This is a genomic window from Streptomyces sp. NPDC046939 (assembly GCF_040644575.1).
GTDB lineage: Bacteria > Actinomycetota > Actinomycetes > Streptomycetales > Streptomycetaceae > Streptomyces.
The window spans coordinates 173,118-190,734 of sequence record NZ_JBEYWV010000005.1 but is presented as its reverse complement, the minus strand read 5'-3'; the positions used below and the strand labels follow the sequence as shown (position 1 = coordinate 190,734).

Genomic DNA, 17,617 nt, shown 5'->3' with positions numbered 1-17,617 from the left:
TTCCTTCAGGCTTGCACAATGGTGAGTCGAGTGGCTCACCTCCCTTCTCACGGTAGAGATAGGCAGAGAGGTGAGTCAAGTGACTCACCTCGGGGCGACGGGCATACTGAGGGCATGACGGCACAGCCCTCCGAATACCACCGGCGCGTGGCAGCGCAGAAGCGGACGTCCATCATCGAGGCAGCGACCAAGCTGTTCCTCGACTCCGGTTACGACGGCACCTCGCTGGCCCGCGTCGCGGCGGCGGCCGGAGTGTCGAGGGCGACTCTGTTCAAGCAGTTCGCCACCAAGGCGGCACTGTTCGAGGCGATCGTCACCGAGTACTGGAAGGTCGACGACGGGGAGGCGCCCCTCCCCGAGCCGGGCAACCTCCGCGCAGGGCTCGAGACCATCGGACGGCGTTACGTGGCCCTTCTCACCCAGCCCGGGATGGCCGCACTCTTCCGTATCGTCATCGCCGAGGTGCCGCGCTTCCCCGAACTCGGCGAGACGCAGTTCAATCTCGGCAAGATGCCCTACTTCGAATCGGTCCGCCGCTACCTGGCAGCGGAGAGCGCCGCTGGTACGGCCCGGCTCGACGACGCGGAGATGGCGGCGACCCAATTCCTGGGGATGATCTCCAACTACGTGTTCTGGCCTCGGATGCTGCTCGCACGCTGGGAGCCCGACGATGCCGGCATCGCCAACGCGGTCGATCAAGCGGTGCTGACCATGGTCGCCCGGTACGGCGTGCCGGAGGCCGACGGCGCCTGAGACATCGGGCTCCGAAGGAACGCGACGAACAACAGGCCTCCTCCGTTCGAGCCGATCCCCATGCCGTGAGGGTCACCGGGCTGTGGGATGAAGACGTAGCCCTCCTCGGCGAGCCGGTCCAAGACATCGCGCGCCGAGTGGATGAAGTAGCCATTGCCGATATCCGGCAGGACGACCTCGCGGATGGACTCACGCTCACCGCGTCCGTGATGTCCTCGCGCCAACGCGCCAACCAGGCTGCTGAGTACGGGAGATCCATGGTCCGGATCATTCCACTCCGCGCTGGGGGCGAAGTCGAGGGTGTCGGGGGCGGCCGGTGACGACCTCGTGCGCGATCTCGCGCAACGGGCGCCCGTCTGTCCAGGTGTTCATGTACGGGGTGAGGCGGACGGCAGAAGTACCGGCGGTGGCAGGGGTCAGTGGCTCCCTCGAAGCTGCTCGCGGGCCGATCTCCGTCGCCGTCGTCGCATTGTGGATCTGCGGGGACAGCTCAAGTGGGCCCTGCGTCCATCCGCTGGCGCAGCAGGCCCGCGGCGGTTTGGGCCTGGGCGTTCAGTTCGGCGGCGGAGTCCAGTGCCTGACGCGCCGAGTCGTAGTCGCCCTGGTCGGCCTGGTGCTGGGCCACCAGCAGGTTCGCGGCTGCCAGGGCGTACCCGGCGGCAGCGGTGGGGCCGAGGCCGATGTGGCGGTCGTCGGCGCGTGGCTGCCCGGGCGTCTTGGCGGTGTCGAGGTAGCGGCTGATGTCGTAGGCGGTGCGCTGCAGCCGCCGGACCAGGACGGCGCGGCGCAGTTCCAGGGTGGGGGTCTGGGCGTGCCAGCCGCGTTGCAGATCGGCCAGGCCCTGCGGTTCGAGGGCGGCCGGGTTGAGGCGGGCGGTGGCCTCGAGTTCCGCGACGGCCAGCAGGGCCCCGGTCAGTTCCAAGGCGTCGTCCTCACCGGCGCCGTGCGGCCGCCGCTGCGGATCGACGCTCGCGGTACTGCCGAGGACGTCCAGGGCGGCCACCAACTGCAGTACGGTGACCGGCCGGTTGCTCGCGACACCCATGATCTGCCCCCTGTCGCGCTGGTGGCATACGGCTTCCGCCTCGCCCGGCAGCACTCGCCACGTCCTCGTCCTGCCGCGTCGAGGTGGTGGGGCGATGGGTGGGACCGCCGAGGAGCGGGGTCCGGGCTCCCCGGCGGCGCGGCGGGCGACGCGCAAGGCATGCCGGCCGCGTCAAGTCCGGGCTGGCGGACCTGGTGTGGCCTCCGCTGCCTTCCAGTACAGCGCGTGCCGCCGGGGGTGGGCAAGGCACTGTAGGCGCAGAGTCGTTTGCGCAGGTGGCTTCTGCCCGCACTGCGCCCCGGCGTACGCGCAGGGAGTGAGTGGCCCGAGTAGCTGGCGTGCAGGGTTCGGGCGTGGGGGCGGCGTGGCACTGCCGTCGGAGCAGGCCGGTCTCCGGCATCGAGGGGGGTGCGGGGCACCCAGGGAAGGGCCGTCCTGGAGAGGGGCGTCGGCGACGCGGCAATCTGGCGGCACGCACCCCGACCGGGGCGCGGCACCGCGACCCGACCGTGGTGAGAGCGCCACCGGCTCGATCTCGCTCGACGCCCCGGCCGGACCGCCCGTGGCGGACGTCATGCCTGGCAGCCCCACCGGGCGGCGAGTCAGTCGCCCGGCCCTGTGGCCGCTCCGCCCGGCGAAGGAGAAGGGACCCACCTGACATGACCGACAGCATCCCCGCCGATGCCCACGACCGGCTTCTCGCCCGTCTGAGCGAGCTGGAGGACCAGCAGGCGCTGCGCACTCTGATGCTCCAGGCGTGGCGCGCTCTCGACCTCAAGGACTGGGACACCTGGATCAGTTGCTGGTCCGAGGACGCGGTGTTCGAGTTCGAGCCGTGGGGCACCCTGCGCGGCCGGGAGACCATCCTGGAGCGCGTACGGGAGGCCGAGTCCGGATATCCCGCGATGCAGCACCACATCCTCAACATGCACTTCGAGGTGACGGGCGACCGGGCGCGGGGGTACGGCTTCATGTGGTTCCTCGCCGTCCAGCACGCCGAACGGCCTGACGACCACTTCGCCATGGGCGGCCCGTACGCCTGGAGCTACCAGCGCGGCGCCGACGGGTGGCGCCTCACCGAGCTGCGGCTCGGGGTGAGTTGGACCGACGGGCAGGACGAGTCGATGGTGCCCCCGCGCTGACGTCCGCCCGCCGGGGAGGGGACGTACCGTTCGGCCAGTCCGGGGCCTCGTGGCCGGGGGCCGCCTGGACGACGATGACCGGCAGGCCGGGGCCTGGATGAAGTGATGGGTCGGCGTGCGGTGGATCGAGCCGCCGAGAAGCTGGTGCCAGAAGGTGCCCTCGGGTTCGCTGTCAGCAGCGTGAAGGTGCGGGTTGGTTGTTCAGACGGTCGGGATGATGCCGCCGTCGACCCGGAACTGCGCTCCGGTGAGCCACTTGGCACGGCCGGAGGCGAGGAAGGCGATCATTTCGGCGACGTCCTCGGGGTCGCCGGGACGGCCCATGGGAACGTCCAGGTGGTCCACGATCTGCTGGGTCACCTGTTCGTTCGTCACGCCCTGCTGCTCGGCCATGTGCGTCAGATGGGCGGCGGCTCCTTCGGTGACGACGAAGCCGGGCAGGACGCAGACCACACGCACCCCGTGCCTGCCTACTTCGGTGGCCAGTTCGCGGCTGTAGGTGTTGAGCGCTGCCTTGGCCGCGGCGTAGGAAGCCTCGGAGCGCTGGGGCAGCCGGCTGGCGATCGAGGAGATGTGGACGACGACGCCCGAGCGGCGCTCGACCATCCCGGGCACCAGGGCCCGGTCCAGGCGTACGGCACTGAGAAGGTTCATCTCCAGGTCCGCGAGCCAGGACGCATCCGACCGGCTCAGGGTCGGCGCCGGCGGACTCGCGGCGCCCGCGTTGTTCACGAGGACGTCCACCCCGCCCACCTCGTCGATGACGCGGCGTCCGAGCTCGGCCACGCCGTCCTCGGACGACAGGTCCGCCGCGATGAATGTGGCCCCGTTGTCTTCCGCCGGTCGGCTGCGCGAGGCGGTCAGCACGGTCGCTCCCGCCGCGACGAAGCGGCTGGCCGTCGCCCGGCCCAGCCCGCGGCTACCGCCGGTGACCAGTACGCGCAGGCCGTTCAGGCTCTCGTCGACATCCGGCATGGCAGACTCCTCCGTAAGATGAACCCGACTCCGGAAACCGTAGCACTCAAACGGAGTCCGGTTCAGGTTATGGAGGTCACCTTGCCGACAACCCGCCCGATGCGCGCCGACGCACGCCGCAACCGTGAGGCGTTGCTGGCCGCGGCCCGCCAGACGTTCCTCGACGGCGACGGCGACGCACACGTGGAGGACATCGCCCGCACGGCAGGGGTCGCCGTGGGCACGCTCTACCGCCACTTCGAGACCCGCGAGGCACTGATCGAGGAGGTCTGGCGCTCCGAGGTCGACGAGCTGTGCGCCTCCGCCGACGACCTGATCGACCAGCACGCACCTGACGAGGCGCTCCGGCGCTTCCTGCTGCTGCTCGTGGACCATGCCGCCGTGGGCAAGGGAATGTCCGTCGCGCTGGAGAGCATCATGGCCACCGACTCGCCGGTCTTCGACGACGCCCGCAGCCGCATGGCCGACGCCCTCACCCGTCTCCTCGATGCCGGCAGCGCGGCGGGGACGTTGCGTGGCGACGTCACCGGATCCACCCTGCTGCGGGCCTTGGGAGGCGTGTGCAGCCTTCGGGCAACCGGCGGATGGATCGACGAGGCCCGACAGATCGCCGGTCTCCTGCTCGACGGGTTGCGTCATGGGGCGACACACAGCTGACGGGGCCTTGCGCCACCGACCTCCGGTGCGGTGCAGCCCGGACAGCTCCACCGCACCGGAGGTCTCCGCCGTGATGCGGCCCCGGCGTATATCAGCGACGCTCGTCATCAATGCATCAATACATCAGTACGTCGATACAGCTACGGGCTGCCGGACGGTCGCCGGCTCCCTACTGCGCACTGGCGGCCGGGCGCACCACGATCTCGTTGACGTCGACCTCGGCGGGCTGGGAGACGGCGAAGCCGATCGCGTCGGCGATCGCGGACGCCGGAACAGCCACCGAGCGGTACGTCTTCATGTCCTCGCGCGCACGCGGGTCGGAGATGGAGTCGGCGAGCTCGGACTCGGTGACGCCCGGGGAGACCACGGTGACCCGGATGTCCCCGGCCGACTCCTGGCGCAGCCCCTCGGACAGGGCGCGTACGGCGAACTTGGTGGCGCAGTAGACGGCGGCCGTCGGCACCACCTCGAAGGCGCCGACCGAAGCGACGTTCACGATGTGGCCGCCGCCCTGCTCCCGCATGACCGGCAGGGTGGCCGCGATGCCGTGCAGCACCCCGCGGACGTTCACGTCGAGCATCCGGTTCCATTCGTCCACCCTCAGCTCCGACAGCGGCGAGAGCGGCATCACTCCGGCGTTGTTGACGATCACGTCCACCCGTCCCCAGCGCTCGATCGCGGCCGATACGAAGTCCCGTACGTCGGCCGCGTCGGTGACGTCGAGCCGCCGGAAGTCGGCGGTGCCTCCGTCGGCGGCGATCCGGCCGGCCAGTTTCTCCAGGCGCTCGGTGCGGCGTGCGCCCATGAGCACGCGGTGGCCGTCGGCGGCGAGGCGCAGGGCCGTCGCCTCACCGATCCCGCTGCTCGCGCCGGTCACCAGGACGACCTTGGCGGTCTGGGTCATGACGATGTCCTTCCGGTGAATGGATGATTGCGCAGTCGACCGACTGCGCAACCGAGTCTGTGCGGGGTGGCCGGCACCGGACCAGGACGGTCGTTGCCTGGGTACGGCACACCCAGGCAAATCGACGGACGGCCGCCTACGCTGTACGGCATGGACGAGAACCACTTGGGTGACTTCCTGCGTGCCCGCCGGGCCGGCCTCACCCCACGGGACGTGGACATGGTCAGCCACGGGACGCGCAGGGTCGCCGGACTGCGCCGGGAGGAGGTCGCGGTCCTCGCCGGGGTGAACGCCGACTACTACACCCGCCTGGAACAAGGCCGCGAACGCAACCCCTCCCCCCAGGTCCTGGACGCCCTCGCCCGCGCCCTGCGGCTGGACGACGACGCCCGTACGCACCTGTTCCGGCTGGCCGGCGGTGCACCCGGTGCGGAACGCTCCGTCCACACGGCGGCCGGGGTGAGTCCCGCGCTGCGCCAGTTGATGGACGGCTATCCGCACACCCCGGCGTTCGTCCTGGGCCGCACGCTGGACGTCCTCGCCACCAACGCCCTGGCCGACGCGCTCTTCACTCCGTTCGACCCGGCGGACAACCTGGCCCGCATGATCTTCCTCGACCCCGCGGGCCGGCATTTCTATGCGGACTGGGAGCGGGCGGCCCAGGCCGCCGTGGCCAACCTGCGCGAGGGCGCCGGCCACGACCCTGACAGCCCGGAACTGCGCCGACTGGTCGCCGAACTGACCGAACACAGCGCGGAGTTCGACCGTCTGTGGAACGCCCACGGCGTGCGCGGCAAGAGCCGGGACGCCAAGAACCTGAACCACCCCGAGGTCGGTCCGCTCGCCCTCACCTATCAGGCCTTCGACGTGCGCGACGCCCCAGGTCAGCAGCTCGTCATCTACCACGCCGAACCGGGCAGCCCGAGCGCCCGGGCCCTCGGCCTCCTCGGCTCCCTGCACGCCACCCGACGCCGCGCGGAGGCCGGGCCGCCTTCGCACTGGTAGGTCGTCGGGCTTTGGCTCGACGGTGGCGGACACGGCGAACAGAAACTGGCTGCGGCTTCCAGCCGAACTCCTTTGGTTCAGACCATTGCTCTCGGGTCCCTCTGTGCAGGAAGCTGCTCCCCAAGCACCGGAACATCACGACCGGAGCGCTCGCCACCGGACAGGAAGGCAGCAACACACCCATGCGCAAAACGATCTCGGCCCTGAGCTTGACCGGACTGCTGGCCGCAACCGCCCTGCTGCTCGCCCCGTCCGCCCAGGCCACCGGTTTCACCTACGTCGGCATGTACCCGAGCGCCGCCGCCTGCGACGCGGCGGGCAAGGCCTATGTGGCCAACGGTCAGGCGGTCAGCTACTTCTGTGACGTCGCCCCCACCACGGCCCGCCTGTCCATCTGGTCCTGACCGGCCTCACCACCGCAGCAATGGCACCCGGCGCCGAACCGGCCCGTCGGACCGTTGCGCGGCGAGCCTCTACAGCGACCGCCCCGAGGGAGAAAGCACCGTCCGGCACGTCTGCCAGGCATCCGGACTCAACCAGGTCCGTACGCGACTGAACAGGGCGAGCAGTTCGGAGCCATGGCTGTCGCGGAAGCCGGGGTTGATGGCAGCCAGGTCGAGTTCATTGGCTGCCGTCAGCTCCGTGAAGTCCCGACGTTCCTGCAGCCCGGGGAGGTAGGAGCGGCCGGTGAACCGGTCGCGCAGGGCAGCGTCGCTCCGGTGCAGAGTGGGGTAGGAGGCGGCGCGGTCGCAGGAGGCGTACAGGTACACCAGCGCCTCGGCCTCCGGCCCTATCACGGACGTGAGGTCCCCTCGGCACTCAACGGGTCCCAGGGCGGTCGGGAAACCGTCCGTCCCGTAGAACGCGTGGCAGAGACCGGCCAGGTGCAGGGCCGGGCGGGCCCTCCACTCGGCGAGGCGGGACGCAACCCGCTGAAGATGGTCATAGAGCGTGCCGCCAGGATGGGCGACGCCTTCAGCGCCGCGCTGACGCAGCAACAGCAGAGCCCTGTCGGTGTCGGCCGTCGAAGCAGGCGCGGCGCTCGTCAGTTCCTCCCGGCCGTCCGTCATTCCGCCACCTCCCGGATGCGTCTGTGCCCACCTCTGCCGAGGGTCTGCCGTCCCGGTATCCGCGTCAATCCCGAGGGGTGTCGCCACTCCCCCGGGACACGCTGCGAACACTGCGGTGATCAGCGTCGGCCACGCGGCGGTCGCCGCCGTTGCGCTGCTGCCAGAACCTGTAGACCGCGGTGGCGTCCTCACGTGCCTCGTGGCGCATCGGCAGGCGGCGCTCGTCCCAGTTCTTGGCGAACTCGCTGTAGAAAGTGGCGAGTTCGAAGTACTTGCGGTCGTCCACGTAGTGGGGCTCGTAGGCCTCGCGGGTGGTGAGGAAGACGACCTCGTCCGGGGAGCAGTAGTAGAGCGAGCCCAGACACATGGGGCAGGGGTGGGCGAGGACGTAGACGGTGGTGCCGGTCAGGTGCTCGGTGCCCAGCCTGGTGCACGCTTCGCGGATGGCGAGGATCTCGGCGTGGGCGGTCGGGTCGTTGGTCTGGGCGACCTTGTTAGGGGACTCGGCGAGGATCTCGCCGTCCTTGACGATGACGGTCGCGAAGGGGCGGCCACCTTCGGCGACGTTCTGCCGGGCGAGGTCGATGGTGCGTTGTGCGAAGTCCATGGCGGTCCTCCAAGGGAGAAGGGGTGGCCGTGTCGATACGGCACGGACGGCGGGCAGGGGCGGGCACGTGAATGGAAGGACGTCGGGCCCGTCCCGGCCTCGGGGGTGTGCTGTCCGGCAGGGCGCCTCAGAAGGGCTTGGTCGGCAGGTACTTGCCGTCGAGCGTGATGACGGCGCGCTCGCCGCCCTCCGGGTCGGCGACCTTCTTCACGTCGAGCCTGAAGTTGATCGCGGAGATGATGCCGTCGCCGAACTGCTCGTGGACGAGGGCCTTGAGGGTGGTGCCGTAGACCTGGAGCATCTCGTAGAAGCGGTAGATCGTCGGGTCGGTCGGGATGCCGCCGGGGATCGAGCCGCGGGTGGGAATGGTCTGCAGCAGCATCACCGCGTCGTCGTCCAGGCCCAGGAGTTCGGCGACCGCCCGGGCGGACTCCTCGGGCAGGGCGTGCTGACCGAGGACGGCGGCGGTGACGAACGCGACCGACAGACCGGCGGCGTCGGCGATCTGCTGCCAGGACAGGTCGCGGCGGATCTTGGCCTCGACCGCGGCGGTCGCGAGCTGCTGACGGGCGGTGTTGTCGAACTGGGCGTGCACCATGAGAGGTGGTTCCTTTCCAATGGGTGCCGCTCCCGTGAGCCGGGGCGGGCAGGGTCGTGGGCAGTCGGGCGAGGGGCGCCGGTCTGGTCAGGCCGCCAGGGCCGGGGCCGCGTCGTGGAGTTCCTCGACGGTGCCGGTGGGGATGTCGAAGACCCAGCCGTGGAGTCGTACGGTGCCTTCGGCCAGGGCGCGGGCCACCGAAGGGTGGGTGGCCAGGTTCGTCATCTGGGCGGCGACGTTGTGCCGTACCAGGGCGGCGACCTTGTCCTCGCCCTCCGAGAGGGTGAGAGCGCGGGCCCGGGAGGCGTCCGCGTGGCGCAGCCAGGCGGCGACGGCGGGGGCGCCGGTCAGGTCGTGGCCTTCGGCGAGGGCGGTCATCGCGCCGCAGGCGGAGTGCCCGCAGACGATGATGTCCTGCACTCCCAGGACGGCGACCGCGTACTCGATGCTGGCGGCCACCCCGTCGGCGGCCGGGGTGTGGGCGGGGACGAGGTTGCCCGCGGTGCGGATGACGAACAGTTCGCCGGGGCCGGACTGGGTGATCAGTTCGGGGACGACGCGGGCGTCGGAGCAGCCGATGAACAGCGTGCCGGGCTGGTGGGTGGTGGCCAGGCGGGCGTAGAGCCCGGCCTCGGCGGGGAAGACCTCCCGCTGGAAGCGGTCGATTCCCTGGGCGAGATGACGCATGACCCGTACTCCCTTCGATCGGGTGTGCCGGTGGGGGCCGACGTCATTCACTGTGCATGACCTGCGGCTATAGCGTCCAAGACGCAATACGACTAGTAGCTATCGATGACATCTATAGTGTGGGGAATGAAGCCGGAACTGCGTCATCTGCGCTACTTTCTCGCCGTCGCCGAGCACGCCAACTTCACCCGCGCCGCCGAAGAGCTGCGAATTTCCCAGCCCACGCTGTCCCAGCAGATCCGGCAACTGGAGAAGGCGCTCGGCGTCCAACTCCTCGACCGCGCCGGCCGCACCGTCCGCCTCACCGACGCCGGGGCCGCCTACGCCCACTACGCCCAGCGGGCCCTTCGGGACCTCGCGGCCGGAGAACGCGCGGTCCTGGACGTCCAGGACCTTTCCCGCGGGCATCTGCGCCTCGCCGTCACCCCCACCTTCACCGCCTACCTCACCGGCCCCGTGATCTCCGGCTTCCACACCCGCCACCCCGGCATCAGCCTGGACGTGCGCGAGATGTCCCAGGACCGCATCGAGGCCGACCTGCTCGCCGACCGGCTCGACCTCGGCATCGCCTTCACCGGCGCCCATCTGCCGGGCATCGAGGCCACCGCACTGTTCACCGAGTCCCTAAGCCTCGTCGTCGGCCCCCACCACCCCGACGCCGGCGCGCCCGGGCCGCTGCCCGTCAGCGACCTCGATGAACGCCAACTCGCACTGCTCAGCAGCGACTTCGCCACCCGTCGGCACATCGATCAGCACTTCGCCGAGCACCACGTGAAGCCGCGCATCGCTCTGGAGGCCAACTCCATCAGCGCCCTCACCGAGATCGTGGCACGCACCCCGCTGGCCACCGTCCTGCCCGACGCGATCACCCACGCGCACCCCAGCCTGACCCCCATCCCCCTCGCCCCCGCACTCCCCTCCCGCACCGTCACGCTCCTGCGCCGCGACAGCACCTACCAGAGCGCCGCGGCCCGCGCCTTCACCCAGCAGGTCGTCCACTGGGCACGGGCTCTGGGGTGAGGCCGGACGCAGAGGTCGGGCGTGGTGCGGGCGCCGGACCGGTTCCGGGGCCGCGGCTCAGCCATAAACTCAAGCCTGGCGGCGCGCGGTCAGGGCGCGCTCGGCCTCGCTCATCATCTGCCGGACGACGTCCGCGGCGGGCCGGATGTCGTGGACGAGGCCGACGCCCTGCCCCATCAGCCAGGGCATCTCCTCCCAGTCGGCTTCGGTGGCCGGGGTCGGCGGCAGCACGTTGAACTTGCGCAGTACGGTTCGCTCGCCCTGGAAGAGAGTGGTTCCGACCTGTTCGAGTCCGTCCCGGTCGGCGGGGACCTCGTCGAGGCGGTGGTCCCATTCCCGTACTACGCGGTCGCGCTGCACCCGCATCGGATTGAACCGCGGCCACTCGGGACCGAAGACCCCGCTGCGTACCGTGTCCTGCCCCTGCGCGGCGATCAGCCGCCGGTGGTGCTCCGCGTGTACGTGTGCTTCGTGCGAGGCGACGAGCCGGGTGCCCACCCATACGCCGTCGGCGCCCAGGCACAGGGCCGCGGCGACCTGGCGTCCGTCGGTGATCCCGCCCGCCGCGAGGACCAGCGCGCGCTCCCCCACGGCGTCCACCACGGCGGGCACGTTGACCATGGTGGGCAGTCCGCCGTAGTTGTGCCCGCCCGCCTCCCAGCCCTGTGCGACGACGGCCTCGACCCCGTCCTCGACCGCCCGCCCGGCCGCGTCGGCGGAGCCGACCTGCTCCCACACCGACACCCCCGCCGCACGCAACTGAGCGATCTGGTCGGCCGGCGGATGACCCCAGTGGTAGGAGACGACCGGTACGCGCTCCTCGGCGCAGACGCGGACGTGCTCGGTGTTGTCGAAGTACGTGATCAGGTTGATGTGGAACGGGGCGCCGCCCGCGCCCTTGCGGACCTCATGGATTACCTGCCGCAGTGCCTCCGGGGGCATCAGCGCGGCCCCCACGCCGCCGATGCCGCCCGCACCGGATACGGCCACGGCCAGCTCGGAGGTACCGCCCGCGAAGGCCATCCCGGCGCAGACGAACGGGTACCGCACCTCGAACCGGTCGGTGAGGCGGGTGCTCAGCACACTCATGTCGGCTCCCCCTTTGGTGAGCACGGTCGTTACGGGTGGGCGCGCAGCAGATCGGCGGCACGCTCGGCCACTGCGTACACGGTGGCCACGGTGTTCGCCGACGGAATGGACGGGAAGACGGAGGCGTCCGCGACCCGCAGCCCCTCGATCCCGTGGACGCGCAGGTCGCGGCCGACGACCGCGTACGGGTCCTCGCCCATCCGGCAGGTGCCCACCGGGTGGCAGTAGGAGGCCAGGGTCCGGCACAGGTACGCGCGGATCGCCTCGTCGTCGTCCGTACCCGGGCCCGGGAGCGCTTCGGCACCGCGCCACCGGGAGAGGGCGGGCGCCGCGCCGATCTCGCGGAGCAGCCGTACTCCGGCCACGACCGCCGCCAGGTCCCGCTCATCGGCGTAGAAGTCGGGATCGAGCCGGGGCGGCGTGTCCGGTGTGGCGCTCGCGAGGCGTACGGTGCCGCGGCTGCGCGGGCACATCAGCGCGACGCTGAGGGTGTAGCCGTTGCCGGGCCCCTTGATGGAGGGCAGATGCGTGGGCGCGTCGACGAACAGCACTTGCAGGTCCGGCGCGTCCAGAGCTGGGTCGCTGCGCACCAGGCCGATGGCTTCGCCCAGGTTGCTGCTGTGCGGTGCCACGACCGGGCGGGCCCCGCTGAAGACGACACTGGCGATCGGATGATCGTGCAGCGCGCGGCCCACTCCCGGTGCGTCGAGGACGGTCTCGACGCCCACGTCCGTCAGGTGGGCGCGCGGGCCGATGCCGGACAGCAGCAGCAACTGGGCGGAGCCGATGGTGCCGGCCGCAAGGACGACCTCGCCCACGCAGTGCGCGCTCACCGTCTCGCCCGCTGTCCGGTACTCCACACCGTGGCAGCGCCCGTGCGTGAGGTGCAGGCGATGCACCAGGGCGTCGGTGACGACGGTCAGGTTGGGGCGGTGCAGCGCGGAAGTGAGGTAGGCGTCGGCGGCGGTCTGCCGTCGGCCGTGCACGATGTTGAGATCGGCGAGCCCGAAGCCCTCTTCCAGCCCGCCGCTGACGTCGGCGGCGCGGGCGTGTCCGGTCTGCGCGGCCGCTTCCAGGCAGGCTTCGATCACCGGATGGGCGGGCGCGGCCGGGCCGACCGTGAGCGGGCCGCCGATCCCGCGCAGCGCCCGGTCACGGCCCGGGGCGTTCTCGCTGCGCTTGAAGTACGGCAGAAGGTCGTCGAACCCCCAGCCTTTGGCCCCCTCCGCCGCCCAGCGGTCGTAGCCGGAGCGGTGACCGCGGGCGAAGACCATGGCGTTTATCGCCGACGAGCCGCCCAGGCCGCGGCCTCGGGGCAGAAGGGTGGAGGTCCCCGTGGCCGCCTGCTCCACGGTGAACTCCCCCCAGCACGCCGGGGATTGCAGCAGACTCGGCCACCGGGCGGGCACGCTCTGGTCCGGCAGCGAGCCCGAGCTGCCGGCCTCGATCAGCAGGACGCGCGTATCGGCGTCCTCGGAGAGCCGGGCGGCCAGTACACAGCCGGCGGTGCCCGCGCCGACCACGATGAACTCGAATTCGGCCACGGTGGTCCCCTGCCTCGTCTGCGTCCTCATCGACTCAAGCCCTTGGCCGTCGCCTACGACTGGTACGGGGGTGACGCGCGCCCGGCGATCTGTGCCGTGCCGTGCGTTCACCTTCGCCGGTGCCGCTGCCGCGTCGGTATTGTCCTGCGGGCCGGGGCCGGCGGGAGGCGCGCGAATCGGCCATCTCCGCGGGCCCACCCCATCCCGGCGTCCGCCGTTCGCCGCCGCAGGAGAGGTACGTGCGTCAGCGCAGGGGCCGGAAGGCGGCACGGATCTCCTGGGAGAACAGGGCCGGCTGTTCCCAGGCGGCGAAGTGGCCGCCCCGGTCGACCTCGTTCCAGTGGATGAGGTTGCCGTAGGCCCGCTCGCCCCAACTGCGCGGCGCGGGGTAGATCTCGCCCGGGAACACCGTGACCGCGACGGGGACAGTGGGGATGTCGACGGCGTCGAAGGGGCCACCGCCGCCGCGCGCCGCCTCCCAGTACAGCCGCGAGGACGACGCGCCGGTGTTGGTCAGCCAATACAGGGAGATCGCGTCGAGCATCTCGTCGTAGGTGAGGACCTTCTCGGGTTCACCGCCGCTGTCGGTCCACTCGGCAAACTTGTCGTAGTTGAACGCGGCGAGCCCGAGCGGGGAGTCGGCCAGCGAGTAGCCGATCGTCTGCGGGCTCTGGTTCATCATCGCCGCGTATCCGTAGCCGTCACGGTAGAAGTGCAGCAGCCGCTCGTAGGCGGTCTTCTCGCGCGGCGACAGCCCCGGGGGTGCGGGGTCGTAGTTGCGCAGGTGGCGGATGATGTCCGGGGGCACGGTGCCGGGCATGTTGACGTGAATGCCGAGCAGGCCCTTGGCGTGCTGTATCGCGAGCTGGTGCGAGATGGTCGCGCCCCAGTCGCCGCCCTGGGAGACGTACCTGCGGTAGCCGAGCCGCAGCATGAGCGTGTGGAAGGCGCGCGCCGTCCGGGCGGGGTTCCAGCCCGGCGCGGTCGGTTTGGCCGAGAAGCCGTAGCCCGGCAGGGTCGGCAGCACCAGGTGGAAGGCGTCCTCGGCCCGTCCTCCGTGAGCGGTGGGATCGGTCAGGGGGCCGATCACCTTCAGCATCTCGAAGATCGAGCCGGGCCAGCCGTGGGTCATGAGCAGCGGCAGGGCGTCGGGGTGCGGGGAGCGGATGTGGGCGAACTGGATGTCCAGGCCGTCCAGTTCGGTGATGAACTGCGGCAACGCGTTGAGTCTGGCCTCGCCCTTGCGCCAGTCGTAGTCGGAGCCCCAGTACGCGATGAGGGGGCGGAGCTTGGCCAGCTGGACGCCCTGACTGCGGTCGTCGACGGTCTCTCGCTCCGGCCAGCGCGCCTCCCGCAGTCGGCGGCGCAACGCGGTCAGCTCCCTCTGCGGGACCCGGATGCGGAAGCGGCGCACACCGTCGGGGTGTGCCCCCGGCGCGGTCGACGGGGCGGACCGCTCGTCCGGCGTCGCACCGCGTGCCCGGCGGGGGAAGCCGAACTGGGCGGCCATGGCTCCGCCGGCCGCGAGCCCGAGCAACCGCCGTCGGCCTGTGCCGATGTGACCGGTGTTCTCCTGCGCGCTCATCGAGGACTCCTTCTCCGGTGCCGGAGCAGACGCGTGCGAGGTCCGTTTCGTGGGGCTGGGGCCCACGGTAGGGCTGCGGCTGCCGCTCGGTGAGTGCCTTGTCGGCCGTCCGCCCGCCGGCACGCACATGGGCGGCGGGCTCGTCACCGGCTCGTAGTGGCGGAGGGTGGGGACGCCGGTGGGCGCGGGTGTTGTGCGGGCTCAGTCGGCTCGTTTCAGCCTGCTCAGCGCGTCTCCGAGACGCAGCTCGGTGTCGCCCCGGATCTGCAGGCCCTGTTCGAACAGTTCCGCGATGCGCTGCTGGGCTGTCTCGCCGCGCACCAGTTGCTGGAAGAGTGCGGCGTCGGCGCGTACGGCGGGGACCGAGGGGAGGCTGATGTCATTGACGGTGGCTTTGGCCGCGATCAACGCATCACGGGGAAAGCCGCTGATGCGGGCCGCCAGGGCGGCGACGAACGCGTCCAGTTCGGCGTCGGGCACCGCTCGGTTGATCCAGCCGTAGCGTTCGGCGAGGTCCGCGTCGAAGTCGGCCGCCGTCACGACGGCCTCCAGCGCCCGGCCCCGGCCCAGCAGCCGGGTCAGATGCTGCAACGCGCCCGCCCCGGGCGGTGCACCGATACCGACCTCGGGCTGGCCCAGCACGGCGTTCTCCCGGGAGGCGAACCGCATGTCACAGGCGAGCAGGAACTCGCTGCCCGCCCCGCGGGCGCGGCCGCGCACCTTGGCGATGGTGACGGCCGGGGTACGGCTCAGCCGGTGGAACACCATCCCCAAGGAGGCATCGCCCGGCCCGCCGCCCTTGCCGGCTTCCGCGGTGTACTCGGCGACCCGGGTCAGGTCGACGTGCGGGAGGAAGAAGTCCGGGTCCGCGCTGTCGAAGACCACCACGCGCGACGCGTCCGGCCGGGCGAGCTCCGCCAGCAGCGTCACAAGGTCGCGCACGAACTCGGGACCGGTGAGATTGATCGGCGGGGCGTCGAAGGTCACGGACAGGACCCCGCCGTCCGGCCGGACACGGAAGGTTTCGTACGAGGCCATCGCATGCTCCTCCTCCACGTCCGAACCTAAGAGGCATGCGCGCCGACCGCCTCTGACGATCGGCGTAGAACGGCTCGGTGGCCGGCCGGCGGAGTTATCGTCGATGATGTACGTGTGACTCACCGCATCAGCGCTCTGATCTCCGCCTTCGGCGTCCTCGTCAGCCTGACGCTGCTCGTCGGCGCCGTTCGGGAATACCGCTCCGGGGCGTCGGTCCTCTGGCTCCTGGCCGGCGTCGTGATCTTCCTCGGCGCTTTGTACGCGCTCGTGCGGGAGGCCCGGCGGCTCCGCACCGGACCGACCGCCTGACAGCGGCGCCATCGCTGCAACCGGGCTGAGAGAGTTGGGAACCAGACCGTCCCAACTCCCCTCCGCAATAAGCGACTTCAGCAGTAGCGTGACCGGTGACGATCCTGCCCTTCCCACACGTTGGGGGAGCCATGCAGCACACCCGGGAACTCATCGACAGCGTCGGCAGCCGTCTCTCCGTCGACAGCGATGTCCTGGCCCGCACCGTCCACGCACTCAGCGCCTGCGCGCAAGCCAGCAGCGCCTGCGCGGCCGGGATGCTCGCGGACAAGGACGCCGATTCGCTGCGCGAGGCGATCACCCAGAACCTCGACTGCGCCGACGTCACTCACACCACGGTCCAATTGCTGCTGCGCGGAGACGACGCCCAGCGCCCGCTGATCGGCGCGCAGCTCGCCGCGTGTCTCATCGCCTGCCGGGAGGCCCGCGACGTGTGCGGGCGACACGCCGCCCACCGCGAGCACTGCCGCCTGTGCGCCGAAGCCGCCGGCCAGGCCACCGAAGCCTGCGAGAACCTGGGCGCGGCACTACGCCCCTGACCTATCACGGCCCGATCCGACACCGCGGGCGCCCGAGTGCCGGTTAGTTCGCCCTGCGCTTCGTCAAGGCTGCGCGGGCCTCCGCGACCCGCGCGGGAAGAACTCCCCTCACCCCGTCATCGTCTACAGTACAGTAGACCGTCTACAGGGTTGTAGTCACCAGCGCCTCAGCCCCTGCTCCGCCATCCGACAAGGGCGAAGGATCCGCCGATGACCACACCCCTGGCAGTACCTCTGTCGTCACAGCTCGCCGTGAATGTGCTGGACGCCTCCTCTCTCCTGACCGCGTTCGGGGTCCTCGGCGTCGGCGTGGTGATGTTCGCCGAGACAGGGCTGCTGATCGGGTTCTTCCTGCCCGGCGACTCGCTGCTGTTCACCGCGGGGCTGCTGTGCACCGGAGGAAGAGGTCCGGGCCACGGCGCGCATCTCACCCTGGGACCGTTGCTCGTCGCGGCCGCCGTGGGTGCGGTCGCGGGCGCGCAGTGCGGGTATCTGCTCGGGCGCCGGGCGGGCGGCGCGCTGCTGGCACGCAGCCGGTCGGCGCGCCTCGCCGAGGGTGCGAAGCGCGCGGAGGAATTCCTCGCGCGGTACGGGCACGCGAAGGCGATCGTCCTCGCACGGTTCGTGCCGGTGGTGCGTACGGTGCTCAACCCGCTGGCCGGAGCGTTGGGCGTGCCCGTGCGCACGTTCACCCTCTGGCAGGTGGCGGGTGGTCTGGTGTGGAGCCTCGGGCTGACCCTTGCCGGTTACGCGCTCGGCTCCTCGATCCCGAACGTGGACCGGTATCTGCTGCCGTTGGTCGGCGTGATCGTCGTGGTGTCCCTCGTTCCGGTCGCCCTCGAAGTGCTGCGCTCGCGGCGGGCGGCCGACGCGAACTAGGCCCGCGGATGATGCCTCGTACGCTGCTCTCTCTCGACGGTGCCTCGATCGATGCTCCGCGGACCGCGACGTGACGACCCGCGACGCGCACGTGCTGTGCCGACTCGATGGACGGCCGCGCTGTGGGCACGCGTCCCCAATGAACCGCGACGGAGGATGGAGGGCGCCGAT

Annotated in this window: 20 protein-coding genes; 9 read left to right on the top strand and 11 right to left on the bottom strand. The window is 71.0% G+C overall.

What is annotated here, in order from left to right; genetic code table 11:
• Nucleotides 1-114: 114 nt before the first annotated feature.
• Complete coding sequence (locus ABZ877_RS07835) at nucleotides 115-753, top strand: TetR/AcrR family transcriptional regulator (RefSeq protein WP_361066108.1); 639 nt, start codon at nucleotides 115-117, stop codon at nucleotides 751-753.
• A 490-nt stretch (nucleotides 754-1,243) separates the two neighbouring features.
• Here ABZ877_RS07835 and ABZ877_RS07830 read toward each other — a convergent pair whose 3' ends face one another.
• A complete protein-coding gene (locus ABZ877_RS07830; RefSeq protein ID WP_361066105.1) occupies nucleotides 1,244-1,798 on the bottom strand; it encodes a hypothetical protein in 555 nt (184 codons plus the stop codon).
• A 659-nt stretch (nucleotides 1,799-2,457) separates the two neighbouring features.
• Here ABZ877_RS07830 and ABZ877_RS07825 point away from each other — a divergent pair.
• Complete coding sequence (locus tag ABZ877_RS07825) at nucleotides 2,458-2,940, top strand: nuclear transport factor 2 family protein (protein ID WP_361066102.1); 483 nt, start codon at nucleotides 2,458-2,460, stop codon at nucleotides 2,938-2,940.
• Between the two features lie 201 nt (nucleotides 2,941-3,141).
• Here ABZ877_RS07825 and ABZ877_RS07820 read toward each other — a convergent pair whose 3' ends face one another.
• A complete protein-coding gene (locus tag ABZ877_RS07820; RefSeq protein ID WP_361066099.1) occupies nucleotides 3,142-3,915 on the bottom strand; it encodes an oxidoreductase in 774 nt (257 codons plus the stop codon).
• An 81-nt stretch (nucleotides 3,916-3,996) separates the two neighbouring features.
• Here ABZ877_RS07820 and ABZ877_RS07815 point away from each other — a divergent pair, with 81 nt between their 5' ends.
• The gene (locus tag ABZ877_RS07815; protein ID WP_361066096.1) at nucleotides 3,997-4,572 is read left to right on the top strand and encodes a TetR family transcriptional regulator; all 576 of its coding nucleotides are present in this window, start codon (nucleotides 3,997-3,999) and stop codon (nucleotides 4,570-4,572) included.
• A 169-nt stretch (nucleotides 4,573-4,741) separates the two neighbouring features.
• On the opposite strand, the gene ABZ877_RS07810 is transcribed toward ABZ877_RS07815, so the two are convergent.
• A complete protein-coding gene (locus ABZ877_RS07810; RefSeq protein WP_361066093.1) occupies nucleotides 4,742-5,476 on the bottom strand; it encodes an SDR family oxidoreductase in 735 nt (244 codons plus the stop codon).
• A 150-nt stretch (nucleotides 5,477-5,626) separates the two neighbouring features.
• Here ABZ877_RS07810 and ABZ877_RS07805 point away from each other — a divergent pair, with 150 nt between their 5' ends.
• Both ABZ877_RS07805 and ABZ877_RS07800 read left to right on the top strand, forming a co-directional pair.
• Entirely contained in the window at nucleotides 5,627-6,481 is an 855-nt protein-coding gene (locus ABZ877_RS07805) for a helix-turn-helix transcriptional regulator (RefSeq protein ID WP_361066089.1), read from the top strand.
• 182 nt (nucleotides 6,482-6,663) lie between these two features.
• Nucleotides 6,664-6,885, top strand: a complete 222-nt coding sequence (locus tag ABZ877_RS07800) for a hypothetical protein (RefSeq protein ID WP_361066086.1) — start codon at nucleotides 6,664-6,666, stop codon at nucleotides 6,883-6,885.
• Between the two features lie 69 nt (nucleotides 6,886-6,954).
• On the opposite strand, the gene ABZ877_RS07795 is transcribed toward ABZ877_RS07800, so the two are convergent.
• The 4 genes from ABZ877_RS07795 to ABZ877_RS07780 form a co-directional block, all read right to left on the bottom strand.
• Complete coding sequence (locus ABZ877_RS07795; protein WP_361066083.1) at nucleotides 6,955-7,551, bottom strand: DUF6817 domain-containing protein; 597 nt, start codon at nucleotides 7,549-7,551, stop codon at nucleotides 6,955-6,957.
• A gap of 64 nt (nucleotides 7,552-7,615) precedes the next feature.
• Nucleotides 7,616-8,158 (bottom strand): nucleoside deaminase, encoded by a 543-nt coding sequence (locus tag ABZ877_RS07790; RefSeq protein ID WP_361066080.1) that lies wholly within the window; start codon nucleotides 8,156-8,158, stop codon nucleotides 7,616-7,618.
• Nucleotides 8,159-8,285: 127 nt separating this feature from the next.
• Complete coding sequence (gene cynS / locus ABZ877_RS07785; protein ID WP_361066077.1) at nucleotides 8,286-8,756, bottom strand: cyanase; 471 nt, start codon at nucleotides 8,754-8,756, stop codon at nucleotides 8,286-8,288.
• 87 nt (nucleotides 8,757-8,843) lie between these two features.
• Nucleotides 8,844-9,443, bottom strand: coding sequence for a carbonic anhydrase (locus ABZ877_RS07780; protein WP_361066074.1), 600 nt, complete (start codon nucleotides 9,441-9,443; stop codon nucleotides 8,844-8,846).
• A gap of 126 nt (nucleotides 9,444-9,569) precedes the next feature.
• On the opposite strand from ABZ877_RS07780, the gene cynR reads away from it, so the two are divergent.
• A complete protein-coding gene (gene cynR / locus ABZ877_RS07775) occupies nucleotides 9,570-10,463 on the top strand; it encodes a transcriptional regulator CynR (protein ID WP_361066071.1) in 894 nt (297 codons plus the stop codon).
• Between the two features lie 69 nt (nucleotides 10,464-10,532).
• Here the strand turns inward: cynR and ABZ877_RS07770 are convergent, their stop codons facing one another.
• From ABZ877_RS07770 to ABZ877_RS07755, 4 genes are all read right to left on the bottom strand, one after another.
• Nucleotides 10,533-11,552, bottom strand: a complete 1,020-nt coding sequence (locus ABZ877_RS07770; RefSeq protein WP_361066068.1) for a nitronate monooxygenase — start codon at nucleotides 11,550-11,552, stop codon at nucleotides 10,533-10,535.
• Nucleotides 11,553-11,581: 29 nt separating this feature from the next.
• Complete coding sequence (locus ABZ877_RS07765) at nucleotides 11,582-13,096, bottom strand: GMC family oxidoreductase N-terminal domain-containing protein (protein WP_361066065.1); 1,515 nt, start codon at nucleotides 13,094-13,096, stop codon at nucleotides 11,582-11,584.
• Between the two features lie 244 nt (nucleotides 13,097-13,340).
• Nucleotides 13,341-14,681 carry an epoxide hydrolase gene (locus ABZ877_RS07760; protein WP_361066062.1) on the bottom strand — a complete coding sequence of 447 codons (1,341 nt, stop codon included), beginning with the start codon at nucleotides 14,679-14,681 and terminating at the stop codon, nucleotides 13,341-13,343.
• A 201-nt stretch (nucleotides 14,682-14,882) separates the two neighbouring features.
• Entirely contained in the window at nucleotides 14,883-15,719 is an 837-nt protein-coding gene (locus ABZ877_RS07755; protein WP_361066058.1) for an enoyl-CoA hydratase/isomerase family protein, read from the bottom strand.
• A 114-nt stretch (nucleotides 15,720-15,833) separates the two neighbouring features.
• Between ABZ877_RS07755 and ABZ877_RS07750 the strand changes: the two genes are divergently transcribed.
• The 3 genes from ABZ877_RS07750 to ABZ877_RS07740 all read left to right on the top strand — a co-directional run bounded on the left by ABZ877_RS07750 (nucleotide 15,834) and on the right by ABZ877_RS07740 (nucleotide 17,446).
• A complete protein-coding gene (locus tag ABZ877_RS07750; protein ID WP_361066055.1) occupies nucleotides 15,834-16,028 on the top strand; it encodes a hypothetical protein in 195 nt (64 codons plus the stop codon).
• 131 nt (nucleotides 16,029-16,159) lie between these two features.
• Entirely contained in the window at nucleotides 16,160-16,567 is a 408-nt protein-coding gene (locus tag ABZ877_RS07745) for a hypothetical protein (RefSeq protein WP_361066051.1), read from the top strand.
• Between the two features lie 210 nt (nucleotides 16,568-16,777).
• Nucleotides 16,778-17,446: a DedA family protein gene (locus ABZ877_RS07740; RefSeq protein ID WP_361066047.1), complete on the top strand. Its 669-nt coding sequence runs from the start codon at nucleotides 16,778-16,780 to the stop codon at nucleotides 17,444-17,446.
• Nucleotides 17,447-17,617: the final 171 nt, after the last annotated feature.